Origin of the sequence: Brevibacillus fortis, from assembly GCF_003013395.1 — a bacterium.
Lineage (GTDB): Bacteria > Bacillota > Bacilli > Brevibacillales > Brevibacillaceae > Brevibacillus > Brevibacillus fortis.
In genome coordinates, this window is record NZ_PXZM01000012.1 from 226,531 (window position 1) to 246,797 (window position 20,267).

Sequence of the window (20,267 nt, forward strand, 5' to 3'; positions counted from 1 at the left end):
TAGTATAGTAAAGTCATTTTTGGTTTAAAATGGATGCCTGTTGAAATTAGCATGGATTATTGATGAACTTCTCTCGATATTCAGTAGGAGAAATACCAAAATGTTTTTTGAACACTCTACTAAAATAAAAGGGGTCAGCAATTCCAACAGTTTGCGCAATTTGCTGTACAGGCGCATCACTTGTAAATAGCATGTTTTGCGCCATGTTTATACGATATTTTAATAAATATTCTGCTGGTCCCATGCCTGCATGTCTTCTAAATACGTAAGAAAGTCGATTTCGATTAACGTTATATTGTTCTGCAAGCGATGCTATTGTAAGGCCTTGATAATAGTATTCATGAATATAAGTAGATACCCGTTCGAATAAAGTATGTGATTCACAGCTATCTTGCCTATTAACAACACATACTAAGGCTTCATTCAGTACATCGCGAAACAGCATTTCGGTCTGAAACATCGAAAGGCCTCCGCGCTGATTATACACATGCCAAAGACGCATGATTAATTCAATCAGACGAGGGGATTGTCCTGTTAATAATTCAAAATGCTGATGAGAAAGGCTTGTCTCTTCTAGTTCTGAGTTATATATCCGGTATAAAACAAGGATATATTCCCAGTTTGTGTTACCGAACATTTTTTGAGCTAGTTTCATTCTTGCACCGCCATGCACAACTTTTCCTGGCGAAAGGATATAAGGCGTATCATTAAATTGAAATTGTACCTTCCCTGTAAGTGGAAACACAAATCCAGGAAAAGAATCTGTATAGTCAGCGTAAGGCACACCTGGATTTCTAGCATATCGATATATTCCTTCTACTTGAAAAGGAATGTGTGCAAAATGCTCTGCTAACTGATTAACGTCGATTTTCACATCGCATACCTCATTTCAAATGAAATCATTTAAAAGCCGTTATACGGGAAACTATTGCAATAAGATTGGTCCGTTCATTTATATGACATTCAGAAAAAAGCTAGTAAAGGGATTACCCTTCACTAGCTATTGGTCTAAAGCTTCTTCGTATGTGACCGAAACATTAAGAATAGAAAATAAGGTGCGCCAATCAATGTAATTAATAGGCCGGATGGAATTTCGACCGGAGCAAGTATCGTTCGACCGATGGCGTCCGCCAATACAAGAAGGAGAGCCCCGAGTAAGCTCGACAATACGATGGATTGTCGCGTGTTATGCCCGATTAAGCTTCGTATCATATGAGGGACGATTAAACCGAGAAAGCCTACAGTTCCTACAGTGGCGACAGCACCAGCAGCGAGAAGAACACCTACGGATATTGCAGCGAATCGTGTTTTACGCACCGATAAACCTAATCCTATAGCGCTATCATCAGAGAATGCGAGTATATCAAACCTACGACCGAGCCACCATGCAAGGGGAAGGAGAGCGGCTAGGAATATACAGATGATAAGGAATTGATCCCAGGTGCGACCATAAGTCGAGCCAGTCAACCATATATAGCTACTACTTCCCCATAATGGCCCAAGTACGATTAAGGCTTGAATACCCGCGGAGCCGATAGCAGAAACCGCGATCCCCAGAAGAATAAGTACCGAGGGATTGAGCGACTTTCGCCATGCGAATAGGAATATGACGGCAGCAGCAAGTATAGCTCCGCTCATGGCAGCAATCGGAAGAACTACGATCGGTACTTGCGGCCAGGCAATAAGCACAAGTAGTGCTCCGAATCCAGCCCCCGAGGTCACCCCCAGGATAGAAGAATCGGCTAATGGATTACGAACAGAAGCTTGGATTAGAACACCGCTTACGCTCAGTGCTATTCCTGCGCCTGCGGCGACAAGGGTACGAGGTAATCGTAAATGAAAGAGGGCCGAATAAGATGCTGCTTCGTCAGATCCAATTAAGCTCGTGAATAACTGACTTAGCGGAATACGTGTGCCGCCCATTGTCATGCTTACAAGAATGAATGAGACAACTAAGAAAAGCATGATGAGCGCGAGAAGCGGGAATTGAATCCGAACACGATTTCTGCCAATAGACATGGATGAGGTTGAAGAGGAACCCAAAATACCATTCATTTTCCTACGTATGAGCCAGATTAGCCAAGGTGCTCCGATTATCGCCATCATCGCACCTACTGGCATCTCACCCATGCTGCTACGCACCATTCGCGTAAGAACATCAGCCCCAGTGAGCAATACAGCTCCCCAAAGGGCGGTGGCGGGAATGAGCCAATTATGCTTGTGCAATCCACTTAGACGTACCAAGTGCGGTGCGACGAGACCAACAAATCCGATCGGTCCGACTACACTGACTACAACTGAAGCAACAAGCACTGCAAGCGCCAATCCGGCGAAGCGAATGAGATCAACCTTCTGACCTAATGATTGAGCAGTGAACTGATCCAAGTTCAATACATCGAATTGCTTGCCCATCAAAATAGCGACGATAATAACAGCACTGACGCCAGGCCAGGCATACGTAACGCCTTTCCAGTCGAGTTGGGCGAGCGAGCCTGAGCCCCATAAAAATAGCGACTGTGTTTCCGTAGCATGGAATATATGTAGAGCGCTTGTAAATGAACCGATCACCATAGCTACGATCATACCGGAAAGGGCTAGGCGGATTGGACTTGTAGATCGACCGCCTCCGAGAAAATAGGCACACATCGCAGCAAAGCCTCCACCAGCGGCGGCAAAGAGAAATGGTGACTGGTGGAGCAGGTTGGGAAAATAGATCGTTCCAGCAACAACCATGAAATAAGCACCTGCATTAATACCAAGTGTATCTGTGGAAGCTAGCGGGTTTTTAGTAACCGTCTGTAGCAAGACCCCAGCTACAGCAAGCCCTGCCCCGGAGATTAATCCTAGTATTGCACGCGGTATACGCATATCCCATATCACATTATGTGAGAGTATATCCTGACGATGAAATAGGGCTTCTAACACGACCTTGAAAGAAATTTGTGCTTCTCCAAAGCACAGACTGGCTATCAACAGTAGGAAGAGGGCGGCTAAGCCACCCCCGAATAAACTAACGGTTCTCATTTCGTTATAGCTTCTACAACGCGGTCAACTAATACTTTGGAGGAGAGGGGGCCGCCGAAGGTCCATGTGTCTCCGCCTATGCCATAAGTCCGGTTTTCTTTAACGAAATTTAATCCGTTCCAAACCTTATTATTCTTCACCGAGTCACCGAAAACGTTATCGTCTTTCTGGACAATGTAAATAAAATTGGAATCGCTCACTGCTGGCAGGGATTCAAAGGTGGCGTCTGTAAAACCGTACTTTTCAAATTTGTCGGACTTCCAATCGCTGGTTAACCCGATACGATTGAGCGTTTGAACGACTGTCGAGGTATCCGTAAACATCCTCAACGTTGCCGCATTCTGGCTGCTGAATGCTTGGGTAATGACATAATTGAATTTGTCCTTGCCAGCTGCTTTAAGTTTTTCCTTAGCTGCTGCATAATGCTCATCAAGATCTGCGAGCACCTTATCCGCTTCTTTTGATTTACCTACTGCTGTAGCAATGGTCTTAAAATCGTTGACCATTCCTGTATAGGCATCTCCTTCGTTCGGATAGGGATCGAATTCAATTGTAGGCGCAATAGCATTAAGCTGATCGTAGATTGCATCGTTATTGTCCGTATTCGAGATAATCAGATCAGGCTTCAATGACGCGATCGTCTCTAGGTTGGGTTCCCAACGCAAGCCGACATCCGTAACGCTATCTGCGAGTGCCGCTTCATCCGTCACCCAAATCTTATATTCCTTATTGTCCGCATTTCCTACAGGCTGAATACCTAACGCGATTAATTCCTCTGAATAGATCCACTCCAAGGCGACTACCCGCACTGCTGGCTTGTCCAGCTTAGTCTCACCTTTTCCATGTTTAATAATGATAGGAGCAGCCGTGTTGGTATTATTTGAGGCAACGCTGTTTGTGTTATCCGAATTTTTTGAGCCACAAGCAGTAATAATTAGGAGAGATAGTAGAACAATACTAACTTGTAATAGCCTTTTCATTATGTTTCCCCCACCCAGTAAACGCTAGTATTTTTATCAAAATCAATAATGATAATCAATATCAATTTCAACAAAGAGAGATTATCATTGCTTAATGAAGTTGTCAATATTATTAAGTGAGTTTCGACTCTTCCTGTTTGATTGGACTCACCATTTCACTAGCTCCCTTCTTCGCCATAATATCTGCACCATTTCTAAGAAAATAGAAAAGCCATTTCCGCAAGTGGAAATGGCTAAAAGTTTGAAGGACTATCTCTTTTCAATACATACAATCTGTTCATCCTGAATAAAACTAAACAGAAATCGGTTCCTTGTTCTGACTTTTGTTGTATTCTATGTTTTTTTGCCGAAATCGTCCTACATGGGATCGTGATTTCAACTTTTTCCTTTACCATCATTTGTGGTATGGTTCAGCTTAACGGTGCCAGCTCATCTGCGATCATTTTTGCCTTTTCCGCAAGCTCTCTCATATCATCGGCCGGAACAAGCTCGGCTAATTCGTAAGCCAGCGGATTACGGGAAAACTTGTACAATTCATCCCGAAGCAGGTTCTTTTTTTCTTCGGAGACATCTATATAAAGTTTGCACGGTTGCCTATCCTCATCCAAATCATGCAAATCGACATAGCCTGATTTAAGAGACTCCAACACAATGGCTGAAAGATCGATTAGAGCTGAGCAGGCAATATCAAGTTCTGCTCGAAACGTACCGTTAGCATTTTTTATATCAAACCCAATACTTCCGCCGTTTTTCAAGTCTCCCTCGGAAAGCAGAACATCCAGACCCAAGTCCTTTAAAATCTGATTGAGCGTCACATCCGTTGAGTCCAATTGTTCCAAATAGTCTATTAATGCTAGCGAATCATCGGAACCGCCAATTAAATCTCCCCACCATTTGCTTATGTACATGTTCTTCTCCCACTTTCTTTTACGCATTGTAATAATCCAAATAAGATAGTTTCCTTATATAAGAATGCCTCTTTAACCGAGCCACCGTCAGGCTCCCGCCGCCTTTAGCAGACGAATGATAAGCTCCTTGCGCGGTCCTCGCTCCTTGCGAGCCAATGCAGCCAGCTTCTCCGTCTTGCCCCAGATCGGGTACAGTACCCGCTCTGCCTCGTCATCCGACAGAGTCTCTATTTGCTGTACGAATAGCGACAGCTTGTCTTCGCTTTCCAGCTCCGGCTGAACCTTCAGTTTTAGCGAATCGTGGGAGCGCAGCAGGCAGGCGATTAAGGTGGGAGTCGAGCGTTCCGTTATGCCATAGGTTTCGGCAAAAACGGCTGTGAACTTGTCATGCACCAGCTGATGCTCATCATCCACAAGGTCCATGTAAGCTTCAACAAGCGGAAAATACCGCTCGGACGAAAGCCCCAGCCCGAACACAGCATAACTGCCCGGCATTACGCTTTTTTCGCTTTCCGTATCCTCGTACCATTCATACTCTTCCATCGCCTCACGAGCGTATTCCTCCAATAAAGGATGCAGCTCGGAATAAGCCAGAGCATTCGCAAAAAAACGGTGCGTGTCCGATTTGGCTAGCCCCTTGATGGGCAAAAACTCTCTCAAGCTGGATTTTAACTTGATTTTGTAGCTTTTCGGGAAGTCTTTTCGGAGCAGGGAGAGAATAAACGAAATCGCCCGCTCGTACGCCCCGGCTTCTTCCTTGCGAATAACGATTGTGAAGAGGGAAAAAACATCGTTAGCCTTGCATTCGACCAATTCATGACGCATATGGACGTCTTCTTGCGAGAAGCTGTCGCTGCCCTCCTTCAGCATACGTGCGGCTTTACCGCTTCCAAGCTGCTTCGCCAGCTCCAGAAAAGTCTGGCCCTTGAATTTGCTGAATTCCGGCTCGTAACGAATAGTCATCACCGCTCCGTACAACAGTAGGTCGATAGGCTGATTCGGCTCATCCTTATTCTCAAAAACAGCATCCGGCTTGATCACATACTCATTGGTCCTGTATTCGGAACGGGTGACATCATAGTAACGCGGCAAAAATACATTCTCGACCCAGTCGGTCAAAGCCCTAATGATATCTCTTCGATGCTCCGCGAGAGCCTCCACCTGTTCTTTATTCAACTCCTGAATCCGGTCAAATAAAGCTATCGTCTTTGCGGCTTCCGGTTCGGGGAACAAATACGGATCCAGCAGATGACGCGCCAAAAAGAAGGTTTCCAGCCTGTTTGTGGGGTTAGAGCCCTTCTCCAGTTTTTCCTCCATATAGGACTGAATTCGCTCCAGAAGCTGCCGCTTTTTCTCTTCATATACAGTTTCCAGCACTGTTAATTCCACAAGCCCGTCCATCGTTGCGAAGGTTCCTTGGAAGGTAAAACGGTAGTTGATCAACGGCGACGTTTCCAGCTTGTCCAGCCTCTCCCTTACGATTTCCACCAGCAAGGGCTGAACCTCATGCAATATCTGCTCCCGCGTAAACGGTGAAGCTTTCATCGACTTTTTGCCTGCCGCACTCCCCACAGATTTCGAACTATCAACCCTAGTCCTGCCCGGCCGATAATCCAGCATGGCAAAGTTAAAAATGCCTACTTGCAGCGTGGTGCGTAAGACCACTTCCTCTGCGTCCTTTCTATTCTCCTGTTCGTCAAACCATTTATGAATCGCCGTTTTCATCTCTTCCAGCGCTTCTTTTTGCAATTCGTTCATTATCTCCCGCCTTTTCGCGTGTTCCATCTTTTTTCAACATAATCATACTATGAAAATGGGAAACCTTGTTGCAACTGTATACCTCTCCCTGGGATTGGCTAAAGATCAATAGCAAAAGGGAGAACGCCATAGAGGCCGTTCTCCCTTTTGTTTATCTGAGATATGCAACATATCGATCAAAATATATATTAACGGCACTTTCATTGAAATATTGACCTTTCGATACCAGATAGTAAAACTAGGCTACCGTTAATCCACTCTCATCCAATTTTTTGTTGAGGATATGGGTTTAGACAGGCGAAATCGGACTTAACCTTTCTTTCGGAAAGGATGAATTCAATATCTTCCAGTCGCAAACTTGTTCAATTTCGTCTCTGCAGCAAGTATGACACTGGCAAGAACATTTCCGCGGCTGCCCTGTCCTCTTCTGAAATATAGACTACGCAGAAAATTTTTACTGTTCACACGGGCGATCATCTGAACGTAGCTTCTCGGCCAGTCGACGCATTGTGTCAAACCGCTTTTCCAGTCAGCGATCTCCTGCTGTGGAAGCAGACCCTTTTCAATCATGGTATCCACGATATTGGCGATCCGTTCATCATCCTCATCGCTAAAAATTTGTTTCCCATTATGGAGCATCCCCTCAATAGCAGCAAGTACTTCAAGCTGTACCGCTGTATCGCTCTCCTGGCACTTGATCAGCTCCAGCAAAGCATCCACACCGTGTGACGCACTATGAGCCCAGCCTCCTTCAGGCAGATAGCCGCGCAAATCCTTTTCCTCCTTATAATAGCGGAGCAGTGAATGCTTAAGATTCTGGAATTCTGCATAATCCAGAAAAGGCTTCTTGCTGTGACGCCGTACTATTAAAGCTACTGGCAGAACAGAGAACGTTCTTGTAAATACAGACTGGTCACCTTCGCTACCAATATGATAGAACAAATGATGCTAATCGGTTAGAATTGCCAGAAGAGTGCTCAATTCCGTTTCCGTAAACCGATCCTCTTCATAAATCCATTTATACAGTGTCGGATAGATCAGTTCATCCCGTAATTCCGGTTGAGGATCCCCGATAAATTGCAGCATTGGATTTAAAAAATCCTGTGTCCGCTCACCTTCACGAAGCTGGTAATTTTCCTTCTCAATTCTTTGCAGGTCTATCATGAGCTTCATCCTTGTATTGCTCACTATCTCATCCCCTTGAATATACGATATTTCCGGACTACTTACACCCCTACTATAAAACAAAATAACTGACACCTGTATGTCAGTCATTGTATGGTAGCAATAATGTTTTTATATATTTTTGTAATTCATTTCTCAAATAACAGGGCTCCAATATCTCGCATTCCTTCCCAAAGCTTAAAATAAATTTCAGTAATCCCTCCTCATATGGAAATTGATCCACAACGATATATTGATTGTTATGTGTTTTAGTTATTTTCTCTTTTTTAAAATACTCAGTTAATTGCTCTCCCATTTTATGAGCAAACTTTAAGGTAACGGTTATGCCTCGCGTAAGATAGCTATTCCTAATTATTTCCTGGATTTCTTCATTTGAGATATCCTTTTTTTCGAAGTTCTCACCCATTTTCAAATTCTTGATCCGTACTAGCTCGAACCTTCTGTAGTCATTTCTTTCTTTGCAAAAGCCCACCAAATACCATTGACCGGCGGAAAATGTAATTTGAAACGGTTCTATTGTTCTTTCGAAGTATTCCATACTTCTGTTGATATATTCGAATACCACAAGCTTATTTTTTCAATAGCATTGTTTAATAGAAGCAGGTATTCCTTTAATTCATTTTCCATACTGAAATGAGACAGATTAATGTCTAACTTGCTTGTATTCTTTTCTTGTTTAAGCGTATTCTCGATCTTTAAAACAATATCATGAAACGTTGTGTTTCTCCCAAATAGAAAACTTAGATTATTCATTATCGCCATGAAAGTAGAAGCTTCATCTTTGTTTAAAAAAAGATTGTCCACATTATAGTCTTCCATAATGTAATAGCCCCCACCTTTACCACCAATGGATGCGATTGGGATACCTGCTTCACCTAACTTTTCTATATCTCTGTAAATTGTTCGTATGGACACCTTAAAAAGTTCCGCAAGCTCTTTGCCTGTAACCGTACCTTTTTTTGAGATAATGAGTAACATGGATAGTAATCGATCTACGCGCATTTATATATTACGTTGATTTGCAACGTATCCTCTCTTATTCTTTTTTACAATGGTGTTAAATGGCCAATTCATATTATGTATTCAAATGACCGACCGGAGTCTTCCCTGCCCCCTCCGGTCATTTTGTTCTTTTCTCAAGTAAATACTACTTTCTTATCTGATTCAACTGTACTTCTAGCTCGATCCGCTGTTTTACTACTATTTGTGATAAGGTTCAGCTTAACGGGTCTAACGGGAAAAGTAAGAAGGAGCTTGCCTCAGAGCATTATTTACACCCGCCGTTTGTAATCGTTCGGCAATCGTTCGATGATAATCGAGGGCCTGGTTGTCGGTGATTCAACTATCGTTCCCCGTTTAGGTTAAAACAGTTACTCTTTCCATTCCACTCATACCAAGTCCAAAGTATTCAGGGACGATTTCATAAACGAAAACGTCCCTGTTATTTTGTGACCACATCATGATCTCAAACATTTTACATACCAAAACCGTTAGCATAATTACTCGCTGCTACCTTCAAACGCCCTCCGCTATTACCCACGATATAAACTGCATGAACTTCGTGAAGTAGCGTTCGGATGCCTCCCAGCGTTTAGAGTCTAAATAAGAATTGTTCTTGCCTCCGTACTGGTCAGGAGGCTGATAATGCCGGGAAACATATTTTTCATTGCCTAAAGTATAGAAATATAAGGCACCATCGGGAGTCTGCATTTCAATTCGGGCATCCAGTTTGTCTCCAACCTCGTCCGTATGTGCCTGCCGAAAACGATAATACTTGCAGCCATCCCAGAACCCAGCGTTTTCCTCTCCTGCCAGATCCAATGCCAGAATCATGGGGTGCTGCAAAATTCCCTCCAAGTAACGCCTGTCAACGCCCGGCAAATACAGCTCAGCTACATTGACGCAGGTTAGTAGCATAATCTAGTAGTAAGTAATATCCGACAATTGCTCCTGTGGCTCTTTGGTAATGTCCTCCAATACCGCTCTTCATCCGCTGTTTTTCTTTGCAGACTAACGCAATTGTCTTCTTTAAGATATATAAAATAGTGGTTATGGTCATCCTTAATGTAAATGCTAGGGTTTAGTTTGCCCTTCTCCGCATCAACATGCTCTCGATTAACTTTGAAGTAGACACCTTGCTCCTTAAAATCAAAATAGTGCTTGTCATCCAGCATAAAAATAGACCGGGTCAGTTTCATTATATTGTCTTCATTGAGCGTGTTATCGGTAACGTATAGCTGAACAGGCCTTTTTCTCTGGAGAACCTCATTCAAATTTTTTAATGCGGAACGGCCTTCTCTAAGAATGGAAATAAGCATGCCGAAAAAAACCAACCTCTTCGTCATCTTCCTCCTCTATATCCAGGAAAACATCGTCGACGAGGACTTCCCGAATGTCCACAGGAAGCTCCTGACAAACGCCGTTCCCATCCTAGGCGTTTACTGTACATGCAGTCCATTTTTGTCCGGTCGTCTTGCACCGGTATTCGTCATCTTCGATTAACGCCGTTGCATTTAGATTGCCTTTAACAATGGTTTCTCCGTGGTTGTAGGAGCCGCATAAAATTTCTTCTACTAACAGATTTCCCTCGATGTAGATTTCCAGACCGCCAACCGCCATGTTTTTAGCAGTCAGATCCCCCATCACCATAAGCCCTGTGGCGCCATCCGTATCTGCATTGTAGAGGCTGTCCACCGTAAGATCCCATCAATGAAAATAAGCGTCGTCTCCTGATGCTGCGGAAACGGCTTCTCCCAATCTAGATCGAGGGAAGACAATATTAGATCCCCGTTATAATAAGCCGCAATACGATTTTCGGTAAAATCTTGATGGAATCGTGCCCACCAGGAGTCCTCGGGAAACTCATCTTTTAATTGACTAAGGAGTACGAACTGAAATGAGTTGCTCATCGTTTCTCTCACCCAGCTTCCAACTTCCCCCTATATTGTAAGCAAAAACAGATAATTCTCCATAATAATTAGAATTCAGCGTCTCGACTATTAAAACCATCCTCTCAACCCTCTCTATGTCGGGAAGATCAGATTTAATAAGCATAAAAAGCCGCTGGAGCAAGAGTTGCAGCGGCTGGAAAAGGAATGAAATGATATTGAACGTAATAAATGCGGAGCTGAGAGCTGTACTAGTAACAAACACTAGATCCAAGTATCATTGGCTGCTGTTCAATCGGACTCAGTACCGCCAGTGTTTACTACGCTTCTAGGCTCCACCAACATGATATGGCATTCCTTTTCGGCGGAAGGCTTGTGCTCGATTCCCCCGGGACAATAAACTTCTCACCCTTGGAAATTTTCACCTGACTATCACGAAAAATCAATGATCATCTCCCCTTCGAGCACAATTTTTGTCGTAGCAAATTCTCGCAACTCTTCCTCTTGTGCTTCTTGGGAACACTCCTCATTTTTTGTTCATCTGTACTAATTATAATATAAATAGCCGCTATATTCTTATTCATATTTACCACCTAGTAAAAAAAGAACTTCACTATGGAAGTTCTTTCTAACAAAAAGCAATATTTTCTAAATATCTATTTTTATAATCCTTTAAATATCTCTATAAATTTATCAAAATGATAAGCACCTTCAAGTTTTAGATCTTTATGTTCAAACACCATATAGTAACGATATAGGTTACCTGCTTGATGTTGCCATGATCGTCCTAGTTTAACTTTTCTCTTACTCTCGGCATTTTCTAAATGGTCCCCTTTAGTTTCAACTAATATTAGTTTTCCACTTTTAGTCATTAAAATAAAATCTGGATAGTGATTTAGGTAACCGTTGATATTAAAGCCTCTTCTATCAATATTACGGTGCCACCATTTTACATTATCTAGAGCAACTAATTCATTTATTACCTTGTATTCAAAATTATTCACATTTTCTTCTTCTTTATATAAAGATTTGGGTATTGTAGAAATAGTCTTTATCGGAGAAATTTCTTCCTTAAATATGTAATTATCTTCACAAACTATACTACCTTGTTCAATAAGTTGATCAAAATTTTGTTCCAGATAGTCTTCTTCGAATTTTTTTATCTTCTTTTTAATCTTATCAGCATATGAGTGGACAAAGTTTTCTAAGTTATCGATTTGATCCTTCGTCATATTTTCAATCACTCTATTGATATATGCTCTTAATTCCTTATCATCAACAGTATCTAATTTGTTTATCTGTTTATAGATTATATCTTCGCAGTTTCTCACTTTACTTTCCAGAGGTAATTTTGAAAAATACTCCTTAAAGTAAAAGGTGTCAGCTTTTGATAACTTAGAATATTTAGGTGTAGTTTCTCCTGAACCTTCAATATCTACTTTAACCAAATAATTTTCCAATGTATCAAAATCAATAGCGGTATCTTTATCTTTTAGCGAAAATCCATCAGCAAGTCTTTCTTTTGTAAGAAGTGATAATCCATCTTCTATAAACAGACTTGGCTCTGATTGGATAAAGAATTGAGGAAGACTAATATTCTTTATATCTTTTTTATACTTTTCTTCGATAGTAAAATATTTCATTTTATTCCTAATTTCCGGTGGTTGAATAAAATTATCATTTGTCTCAGATTCATCTATCCTTTTAGAATATTCTTTGCTTTCTACCATTGCAGAAGCAAACATACTGCTAATCTCATCTTCTAATGAATCTCTATCGTTTGTCTTTCTATCCTCTAGCATTTTCCTAACTTCATTAAAATCAATATCAAAAAAATCACCAGGATCCTTTTCTTGTTTTTCTTGAACTTGGGACAACTTACTTTCTTTAACAACTTTGCTATTAAAAATATCTGTTTGGATAGACTTTTCTTCTTGATTAATATCTTTATACTCACTTTCAGGAGCCCTATAATCATTTTTACTAAATCCAGCTCTGTTTAATCCAGTAACTATATTATCCAAGGTATCTCTGAAATTATTTGAGGAAGATAGTACATAAGACATATTCAGAAAAGGATTCTCAGTCTTTTTTGCATATGGTTGTCTTAAAATTCTTCCTAAAATCTGTTCAACATCAACTTGGGAGCTTTTATTAGCTAAAGTAGCCAATACATAGGCAAAAGGACAATCCCAGCCCTCTTTTAGTGCATTTACAGTAATAATATATCTTATTGAGCAGTCTGGACTTAATAGATCAACACCTTTTAATTCGTTGATCTCTGAGGTCTTTATTGCAACATACTCTGATGGAATTCCAATGTTAATAAGTTCTTCTTTTAACTTTTCAAAAGTCTCATTATTTTCATTTCCTTTAGGTTGAGCTTGAAATAATACAATTGGTCGTATATATTTTCCTGTCTTGGGTTGTTGCTCTAATGCCTGTACTTCTAATTTATTTCTAAGATCAATTGCATCCAATATTACATCTCTATGGTTATTTCTGTTGTAAACAATTACTGGTAATTTAACCATGTTCTCTTTTTTAAGTTCGATGGCATCCACATATGAAATAATATTACTATCTTTTTTAGGAGTTGCTGTCAAGTCTAGAACAAATGAAGGGTTTAAATTAACAAGCATCTCTATACTTAGGTCTGTAGTCGCATTGTGACTTTCATCAACTATGATGACTGGAGATAATTGATTAATTACTTGGATAAGAGCTGTATCATCAATTCCCTTAACTAAAGTTTCAGGTGAACTATAAAATTTAGTAAATTGATTTAGATTCCCATTCTCTTGATAAATTTTCCTGTCTTCTTTTTTACGACTTCTTAATGTATCATAACTCAAGATAAAGATGCTAAGCTGTTCACTAACAGCAGTAGGATTAAAATTTTGTCCATTTAATAGCTGCTCTTTAGTATAAACCTCTACCCTACCATTAAAGTCAACATCTAACTTTTGTCTATATGGGTGTTCCGGATCACTGAGATTTTTGATTGTTTGTTCCAATATTGAATTAGAGGGTACTAGCCATACTACAGCCTTTGTTTTTGTAAAAGCCATAGCTTCAAAAATAGGCTTTATTGAGCTACTAGCTATAAAAGTCTTCCCTCCACCTGTAGGTACTTTAAAACAGATATGAGGAGTGTATTTTATATTATTTTTATAAGGTTCTACACCGCCATGACCTACAGGAACATCTTGTTCATTCCAAAAAGCGTTATAAGCTAATTGTGTGCTATTCGTTTCATTCATTAACTCTAAAAAACGGGTTAGCTGTTTTATTACCTTTTTTTGATATGACTTAAGTTCCATTATATCAATCCCCCTTTATATCCTTGCAATATCGCGCGGTATCTTTTTGAATACAATATTAAACTTCTCTAATTCATCTTTACTTAATAAATTGGTATCCGCATAAATGACATAACTTTCTGCTGAAACAGTAATAGTTGAAAGGAACTTATAATCTAATGTTGTAGATTCATCCTTTTTATAATAAAAATAATAAGCCCTACCACTTTTTTCACCTAAATAATATTCATTTCCCATGTCTTCACTTAAATTTAATGTCTCATTAGTTTCAGTGTAAAAAACATACTCTCGTATTTTCTCAACTTCTACATTTTCGTTTAAATATTGATTTTCAATTAAAAGAGGCTCACCTAAACTATAAAAATTAAAGTCTCCACCCGTAGCTTCTACATTGGAGTATCCGTCTATAACACGTTTTACCCTTTCAGCAGTAATCGTATCAGCATAGTCTTCCATTTCTACAAGAATAAATTTACGATTACCACCATCTTTTTTATTTAAATTTAATACTGCATGAGCTGTTGTGCCCGTTCCAGAGAAAGAATCTAGTATAATATCGTTATTATCCTTTGAAGTTGTAATTCTTATTATTCTTTCAATTAATTGCGTTGGTTTTGGAGTTTCAAACTTTGTACCTTTTCCTAGTATTGAATAAATTTCTTTTTTTGCAGAATCAGTGTTTCCTACTTCCTCATGAGGCCACCATGTCCATGGTACTACCCCATCTACTTCGGATAAGTACCTAATTGTATTAGGTTGAGAATTATTGTTCTTACCAAAATAAATTCTTCCTTCTTTTAATAAGTCTTTAAAGGTACTTTCAACAATACTCCAACATCTTCCCTCAGGTGGGTAAAAGACTTTCCCTCCCGGAGCAGTAATAGGGTAAAATTGATCTTTTGTTGCATGTCCAGCTTGAGCAGTCATTGGTATAGGTCTCCATCGCCCTTTTGGATCATTATTAGGATTTTTATAAACTTTTGCCTGTTTTTCATTCATTTCTATTAAATTTCTAGTTTCTTTAAAAACCTTTTTATCTTTTGCATAAACAAGAATATATTCATGCACATCTCCAATTGCCTCTCTATTTTCTCGGGAATATCGTTTTTGCCAAGCAATTGTAGAAACGTAGCAGTTCGGACCAAAAATTTCGTCACAAATTAGCTTCAGATTTGAATATTCATTGTCATCTATTGAAATAAAAATTACTCCATTTTTTGGGTGAAGTAGTTTATTGAGCAACTTTAATCTAGGATAAATCATACATAGCCATTTGTCGTGCCGAGATAAATCTTCTCCTTCTTTACCAACAACATCTCCTAACCACTTTTTAATCTTAGGATGGTTCACGTTGTCATTATAAACCCATTTTTCATTACCAGTATTGTATGGTGGATCAATGTAAATACATTTGATCTTCCCCATATAAAGTGGCAGTAATGACTTTAATGCCTCTAAGTTATCCCCACGTATTATTTTATTTCCACTAGTGCTCTCCCCATCTTTAACGCCATCTTCACTGTAGCTATATTCATTCTCAAGTACTTTAAAAGTTACTTCCTGATGATGGTTTATGACTTTATCTTTTCCTATCCATTCAAGTATTGGCATATTAAAAATCTCCTAATCTCTTCTTTATATTCAACATGTTTTTTATTATATAGCTAAATTTTTCTTCAAAAATTTTTTTGCACTAATCGATACAGTGCTACAGTATCAGAACTTGTCCTATTAACACATTATTTATTTTATCACAATCAATTACCAAATAAATGGACTTCAGAAATGAAAAATGGATTAATCAAAATGAGGTGAAACTATTATATTGATGGTTGTAAAAATATAAAAAATTAAAAGAGAAACATCGCCTCTACGGTGAAATAAAGGGGAGGAATATATCCCCTTCTAAAATTGAATTTTACATGGAACTAGTAGATATGTTTTTAACAATCCAGAGTTTCGTTTTAGGTGTACTGTAGTTGATAGTCACAGCATAGATCTGAAACATACCATGATTCAGATTCTGCATTAGGCTTCTATAAATTTTTCTCCAATTACTTAAACACTGGATTAGTGACTGGGAAGAATACTGGATTTTTCTAGACCATAAGAAAAACAAACTACCTGATAGATTACACACTCTAGAGCAAGTTTTGAATCATTCAACTTCTGGATTTGTTAGAGAAGTATAAGCTATAGAGTCTAAAAGAATCGGTGCTAAAGACAAGCTCTCTTTGAACTTGTCTTCTCAATACAGCTTAACTAGAATATTTATGCCTAAATTTCCTTAGTTTATCCATATGTACTGTAAATTTAATTTTTCTGTTTACCATCACTTATGATAAGGCTCCCCCCGACTAATCCGAAACGCCCGATAAACCTGCTCAAGTAGCACCAACCGCACCAACTGATGCGGAAACGTCATCTTCGAAAACGACAGCAACGCATCCGCCCGCTTCAACACCTGATCCGCCAACCCCAACGACCCGCCAATCACAAACGCCACCTGACTGCGCCCATGCAAAGCCAGCTTGTCCATCTCCGCAGACAGCTTCTCCGATGACCACATTTGCCCATCAATCGCCAGCGCAATCACATACTGATCCTGCTTGATCTGCGCCAGGATACGCTCGCCTTCCTTACGCTTCACCTGCTCCATCTCCGCCGCACTCATCTCTTCCGGAGCCTTTTCATCATTGACCTCGATCACTTGCAGCTTGCAGTAAGCAGACAGACGCTTAATGTATTCATCAATACCCTCACGCAAATATTTCTCCTTCAGCTTCCCTACCGTAATAATCGATATCTGCATGATCCTACATTCCCTTCTCTTTCAAAAGCGCAATCTGCCCAGGCTCCCCACATTCCCGGCAACGCTTGTCTACTCCAACACCATCAATCGCCTGCGCTGCATACGTATCCGGCGCCGTCTCAAAATCATTTACGTAATCATCCAGCTCCTGCTCCAAATGCTCCATGCAAGCAAACCGCACCGGATATTCCACCAACAGCTCAACTTCCTTACCTTCTATTTGTATGCTTTTCATCTTCATGTCCATATCGAATGCCTCTTTTCCGTACGTATGATGTCGCTTCCTATTCTACCCCAGAACCGCAACAAAACAAATGAATCCACCAAAAAGACAACGATGAGTTTGCAAACATAAGCCTCTGCATTTTAAAGGTTTGTTTTTTAACCTTCGACGAACAGTTAAAGCTGTAGAGAGAAAAAAGAAGAAAACAGCGAAAGTCTTTGGGATACCAACCGAAGCGCAATGGAAAAAGGGAAACCTGCCTTTAGCGTCCACCTCTGAGACACTACGGAGCTGCGCGACTTTGGACGCGGGTTTCTTTTTTTTCATGGAGCTGGGCAGAACCGCCTCACGGCAGGTATCCCAAGAACTTGAGCGTTTTCTTCTTTTTTCTCTCTTCCACGAAAGCTCGACCGACCAACAAAAAAAGAGAGCGCCGTATCAGCTCGGCGCTCTTAAGAATTATCTATTTTAAAATAGATAGAGGGGGGGAACTTCAGATACTGCATTTATGCAAACGGGATAAAATGCATCCCGGAGTTGCCCGTCAAGGTTTGTTTCCTGCACATGCCTGCCCGCCAAACCGCTTGGTCAGTGCTTCTTACTGCTGTGGCGGTGCCGTCAGCTTCACTTTGGCAGTCTTCTGAATACCGTCACGATAGTACGTAACGTCCATCGTATCGCCCGGCTTTTTGCTCATCGTCAAGTACTTACGCAGCTGAGCACTGTTGGAAATGTTCTTGTCATCTAGCTTGACGATGACATCGAACTGTCTCAAGCCTGCTTCACCCGCAGGAGAGAATTTGCCTACCTCTGTTTGCACGACGACGCCAGCATTCACATTGTCTGGCAGATTCAAAGTTTCTTTCCATTCGTAGCGCGGCACATTGGCCAAGTCGAGTGGCTGCACACCGAGGTAAGAACGTTCCAGCGTGCCTTTTTCCATCAGCTGGTCCACGATCATTTTGACATCATTGATCGGGAGGGCAAATCCTAGCCCTTCGACACCTGCTTTGGAAATTTTCAAGGTGTTAATCCCGATAACCTGACCTTCTATGTTAACAAGAGCGCCACCACTGTTGCCAGGGTTGATCGCTGCGTCTGTTTGAATGACGTCCAGTTCCCAGTCATCCTGACCATCTTCGTTAATGTCCATTGGCATAGAGCGTTCCTTGGAACTGATAATGCCTTGTGTGACGGTCCGGGAGAACTGCATGCCCAGTGGGTTCCCGATGGCAATCGCTGGTTCGCCCACCTGCAAGGTAGAAGAGTCACCAAATTCAGCAACGTCCGTAACCTTGGAACCGTCGATTTCCAGTACGGCCAGATCCGTGTATCCATCGGCGCCGACCACTTTCGCCGATACTTTTTCACCTGTTGGCAAGGCGACCTCCAGCTTTTGCGCCTTGTCGATTACGTGATAGTTGGTCACGATGTAGGCTTTTCCGCCCTTTTTCTCAAAGATGACACCAGAGCCTTGGCCTTGCTCTACATCCATCGAATTCTGCATCCAGCTGTTTCTGCGCTGACCGATGTTGATTACACCAACGATCGCATTCTCGACTTTTTTCACCGCATCTACTGTACCAGAGCCCACACTTACAGATACTGGCTTGACAAATGGGTTAGAAGAAGAGGCATTACTACTTAGCGCATTTTCTGTTCCAGGCTTAACCATATTAATATATCCGGCATTGGAGAGAGTCGGCAGCGTGAGCAGGACGACCATCCCCCCAATTACCGCGGATGTTACTGACGTCACGACCATACGTCCAATGCCAGAACCGCGTTGTTTTTTTCGCTCCACATGAGTTAAATCATCATAAAAACCCATGATTCTTACTCCCCTTTCTACTTTCTACCATTACTAGCTTTGCAGATTTTTGATGCTCGTATACACAATGACATGCGTCGTAATTGGTTTGCATGATTGATTTCGTTGATGTCTGTTTCCTTTTGACACCCTTAGTATACGACCTGCTTTCGGCAAAATGGCGTGAGAATTATGGAAAGGTTGTGGAATAGAAAAAAGCTCTCGGAATATTTCTCCGAGAGCACGGATATGATAGATTAAAAGCTTTTCCCTGCCAGACCAAATAGAAAGGATTGATAGACTTGAAAGAAGTCCACCTTATCGCCAAGCTGGCCGACCTTCAGGAAGTAGACTATCATAATACGCTTGTCCTACAGGCTCTTATCGAGCTGCTAGTAGCCAAAGGACTCCTGACACATGACGAGCTGACTGCCAAAATGAATGCGCTCGATACACAATTAACGTTCCAAATCGATACGTATGCGAAGCTCACAGAGCGCATTGCCAGTCGCCAGGCTGGAATCAAACCAATCCTATAGCTCTTCCAGCTTGGTAGGTCGATCCGGGTACGTGTCACGCAAATGCACATCGTTACCAACAGACAGGCCCCGCTCCTCCAAGATATTTTTGACCGTCAGTCTGGCCAAATCAATCATGTTGTTTTCCTTACTCAAGTGAGCGAGGTATACGCGTTCTGCCCCACCTGTCAAACAATCGAGCAAGGCATCGCCCGCCGCTTCATTGGACAAGTGCCCGACATCACTCAAGATACGTCGCTTGATACTCCAAGGATACTGGGACATACGCAACAGCTCAACATCATGATTGGACTCGAACACATACGCATCTGCTCCACGAATCGTCTCCTTGATCCGATCACTAACATACCCCAGGTCAGTCGCAACACTGAGCTTTTTCTTGCCTTGATAAAAACAGAATCCCATCGGCTCGGCGGCATCGTGCGAGATTCCGAAAGACTCGATGCCCAAATCCTCCAACTCTTTCTTCTCCCCTACAGAAAAGAAGCGCCGCTGGTCTTCCTTGATCGTCCCGATTTGCCCATCCAGCTCCGACCATGTCTTTTCATTGGCGTAAATCGGTAATCCATAGCGCCGCGCCATGACGCCGACCCCTTTAATATGGTCGACGTGCTCATGGGTGACGAGAATGGCGCCGAGCTCCGCTGGATTGACGCCAATGGTCTCCAGTGCCGCTTCTGCTTGCTTTCCTGTAATGCCTACATCGATCAATACGGAAATACGGTCTGTCGCCACGTAAATGGCGTTTCCCGTACTCCCGCTTGCCAACACACTAAATCTCACCGAACATCCCTCTTCCCGTATCTTTCCCAGGCTG

At 41.4% G+C, this 20,267-nt stretch carries 16 protein-coding genes and 2 pseudogenes; 1 reads left to right on the forward strand and 17 read right to left on the reverse strand.

The features are described from left to right. Positions 1-46: 46 nt before the first annotated feature. The 16 genes and pseudogenes from C7R93_RS09395 to C7R93_RS09465 all read right to left on the reverse strand — a co-directional run bounded on the left by C7R93_RS09395 (position 47) and on the right by C7R93_RS09465 (position 18,932). The gene (locus C7R93_RS09395) at positions 47-874 is read right to left on the reverse strand and encodes a helix-turn-helix transcriptional regulator (protein ID WP_106838584.1); all 828 of its coding nucleotides are present in this window, start codon (positions 872-874) and stop codon (positions 47-49) included. 134 nt (positions 875-1,008) lie between these two features. Further along, entirely contained in the window at positions 1,009-3,024 is a 2,016-nt protein-coding gene (locus tag C7R93_RS09400; RefSeq protein ID WP_106838585.1) for an iron ABC transporter permease, read from the reverse strand. Continuing rightward, positions 3,021-4,004, reverse strand: a complete 984-nt coding sequence (locus C7R93_RS09405; RefSeq protein ID WP_106838586.1) for an ABC transporter substrate-binding protein — start codon at positions 4,002-4,004, stop codon at positions 3,021-3,023. Before C7R93_RS09405 ends, C7R93_RS09400 begins: the two co-directional genes overlap by 4 nt. A gap of 410 nt (positions 4,005-4,414) precedes the next feature. After that, positions 4,415-4,912: an imm68 putative immunity domain-containing protein gene (locus tag C7R93_RS09410; protein ID WP_106838587.1), complete on the reverse strand. Its 498-nt coding sequence runs from the start codon at positions 4,910-4,912 to the stop codon at positions 4,415-4,417. A gap of 87 nt (positions 4,913-4,999) precedes the next feature. Then, positions 5,000-6,670 (reverse strand): DUF6138 family protein, encoded by a 1,671-nt coding sequence (locus C7R93_RS09415; protein WP_106838588.1) that lies wholly within the window; start codon positions 6,668-6,670, stop codon positions 5,000-5,002. Positions 6,671-7,006: 336 nt separating this feature from the next. After that, positions 7,007-7,858: pseudogene (locus C7R93_RS09420) on the reverse strand (DUF2785 domain-containing protein). 79 nt (positions 7,859-7,937) lie between these two features. Further along, positions 7,938-8,393: a WYL domain-containing protein gene (locus C7R93_RS30585; RefSeq protein ID WP_244191488.1), complete on the reverse strand. Its 456-nt coding sequence runs from the start codon at positions 8,391-8,393 to the stop codon at positions 7,938-7,940. After that, positions 8,369-8,857 carry a helix-turn-helix transcriptional regulator gene (locus C7R93_RS30590; RefSeq protein WP_244191489.1) on the reverse strand — a complete coding sequence of 163 codons (489 nt, stop codon included), beginning with the start codon at positions 8,855-8,857 and terminating at the stop codon, positions 8,369-8,371. The genes C7R93_RS30585 and C7R93_RS30590 overlap by 25 nt, the downstream gene beginning before the upstream one ends. Before the next feature lie 513 nt (positions 8,858-9,370). Next, positions 9,371-9,700, reverse strand: coding sequence for a hypothetical protein (locus C7R93_RS30595; protein ID WP_244191490.1), 330 nt, complete (start codon positions 9,698-9,700; stop codon positions 9,371-9,373). A 585-nt stretch (positions 9,701-10,285) separates the two neighbouring features. After that, on the reverse strand, positions 10,286-10,549 hold the full coding sequence (locus C7R93_RS30600) for a hypothetical protein (RefSeq protein WP_244191491.1): 264 nt from the start codon (positions 10,547-10,549) through the stop codon (positions 10,286-10,288). A gap of 485 nt (positions 10,550-11,034) precedes the next feature. Continuing rightward, positions 11,035-11,214, reverse strand: a pseudogene (locus C7R93_RS31015) (cupin domain-containing protein); the annotation flags it as partial. Between the two features lie 191 nt (positions 11,215-11,405). Beyond that, positions 11,406-14,066, reverse strand: a complete 2,661-nt coding sequence (locus C7R93_RS09440; protein ID WP_106838589.1) for a DEAD/DEAH box helicase — start codon at positions 14,064-14,066, stop codon at positions 11,406-11,408. Positions 14,067-14,081: 15 nt separating this feature from the next. Then, positions 14,082-15,677: a site-specific DNA-methyltransferase gene (locus C7R93_RS09445; RefSeq protein WP_106838590.1), complete on the reverse strand. Its 1,596-nt coding sequence runs from the start codon at positions 15,675-15,677 to the stop codon at positions 14,082-14,084. Positions 15,678-16,398: 721 nt separating this feature from the next. Continuing rightward, on the reverse strand, positions 16,399-16,878 hold the full coding sequence (gene rlmH, locus C7R93_RS09450; protein WP_106838591.1) for a 23S rRNA (pseudouridine(1915)-N(3))-methyltransferase RlmH: 480 nt from the start codon (positions 16,876-16,878) through the stop codon (positions 16,399-16,401). Between the two features lie 4 nt (positions 16,879-16,882). Further along, positions 16,883-17,125, reverse strand: coding sequence for a CxxH/CxxC protein (locus tag C7R93_RS09455; RefSeq protein ID WP_106838592.1), 243 nt, complete (start codon positions 17,123-17,125; stop codon positions 16,883-16,885). A 574-nt stretch (positions 17,126-17,699) separates the two neighbouring features. Beyond that, positions 17,700-18,932 (reverse strand): S1C family serine protease, encoded by a 1,233-nt coding sequence (locus tag C7R93_RS09465; RefSeq protein ID WP_106838594.1) that lies wholly within the window; start codon positions 18,930-18,932, stop codon positions 17,700-17,702. Between the two features lie 281 nt (positions 18,933-19,213). Between C7R93_RS09465 and C7R93_RS09470 the strand changes: the two genes are divergently transcribed. After that, positions 19,214-19,450, forward strand: a complete 237-nt coding sequence (locus C7R93_RS09470; protein ID WP_106838595.1) for a hypothetical protein — start codon at positions 19,214-19,216, stop codon at positions 19,448-19,450. Here C7R93_RS09470 and C7R93_RS09475 read toward each other — a convergent pair. Continuing rightward, positions 19,445-20,233 carry an MBL fold metallo-hydrolase gene (locus C7R93_RS09475; protein WP_106838596.1) on the reverse strand — a complete coding sequence of 263 codons (789 nt, stop codon included), beginning with the start codon at positions 20,231-20,233 and terminating at the stop codon, positions 19,445-19,447. The two genes, C7R93_RS09470 and C7R93_RS09475, sit on opposite strands and share 6 nt — an antisense overlap. Positions 20,234-20,267 lie beyond the last annotated feature (34 nt).